Source organism: Pseudoalteromonas sp. P80D2, assembly GCF_036680945.1.
Classification (GTDB): Bacteria; Pseudomonadota; Gammaproteobacteria; order Enterobacterales; family Alteromonadaceae; genus Pseudoalteromonas; species Pseudoalteromonas shioyasakiensis.
Genome location: NZ_JAZDAR010000021.1, coordinates 1 through 1,013 on the forward strand (window position 1 = coordinate 1; position 1,013 = coordinate 1,013).

General features: G+C 35.7%; 1 protein-coding gene. It reads left to right on the forward strand.

Annotated elements, in window-relative coordinates; genetic code table 11:
- Positions 1-159 precede the first annotated feature (159 nt).
- Entirely contained in the window at positions 160-843 is a 684-nt protein-coding gene (locus VRK28_RS02600) for a hypothetical protein (RefSeq protein ID WP_062565594.1), read from the forward strand.
- Positions 844-1,013 lie beyond the last annotated feature (170 nt).

The window sequence follows — 1,013 nt, forward strand, 5'->3', positions numbered from 1 at the left end:
CTAGGACGCGATGTAAAATCGCTGCTACTTGTTCGGCGTTGAAACGCCTCCTACAAACTTCCCCTTGTATCTTATAAACTAAAAAATCATTACTTGTCATACAAAATAATCTATTGTATTTTCAAGGAATTAAGGTTTAAAAATAAAAGGATTTTAGTAATGGTTAAACTAAATGGATTCACAGTTTTAATTTTGATTGCTATCAGTTCGCTAATAACTTATTTGGTTACTTCATCGAGCAACAATAGTGAGGTGACGGCTACCGTAATAGAGAGTCAAGTTAACAGTGATTCTAATAAAGAAGTGATCTCGGCGAATAACAAAGATACACATCAAAGCACTATTCAAGTTAAACAATTAGCCAGTTCAGATCCTGAAGGTAATAAGGTGAGTGAAGAGCAAGGTCAACAAACGAATTTAGCTGATAGACATTTTTCATCATCAGAATCTGTTACCAATTTATTCATCACTGATAATGAGCAAATTAAACAGCAAAGCGTATTTGGCGCAATCACAATTCCTGAATTTCATGACTTTTTGAATAATGTACGAGGTGCAGAAGAAACCGATAATTCAATAGAAAGAGAAGTTAAGCTGCTCGAGATGTTGAATCAAATTCGCACAAACGATGTTTATGCTGAAGACTTTGCTTGCAGAGGTAAAGTCTGTGCTATGTCATTTCACCATGAGGCTAACTCTGATTTTGATCTTGATAAGTTGAGTACTTTTGATGAAAACTACCTTTTCACAAACACATCAAAAGACGAATCAGGTTCAACAGTGACAAGAGTCTTGTTTATTCAAACAGACAACCCATCTCAATTAGTTTTTACCAATGGCTAGTCTTTGTAAGTCGCTATTTATGGCGACAAAACCTTAAACATTTTTATGTAGGAACGGCTTTTGCCGTGAACCATAAATGTTTGGCGTTTGAAACGCCTCTTATAAACAAACGCGCGAAACAAGTTTCACGCCTACGAAAGAAAACATTAGGCGCTAGGATTAAGGCTCTA

What these genes read in the sequence shown, in the direction of transcription:
- VRK28_RS02600 (WP_062565594.1), top strand. Translation starts at nt 160, where the DNA reads ATGGTTAAACTAAATGGATTCACAGTTTTAATTTTGATTGCTATCAGT.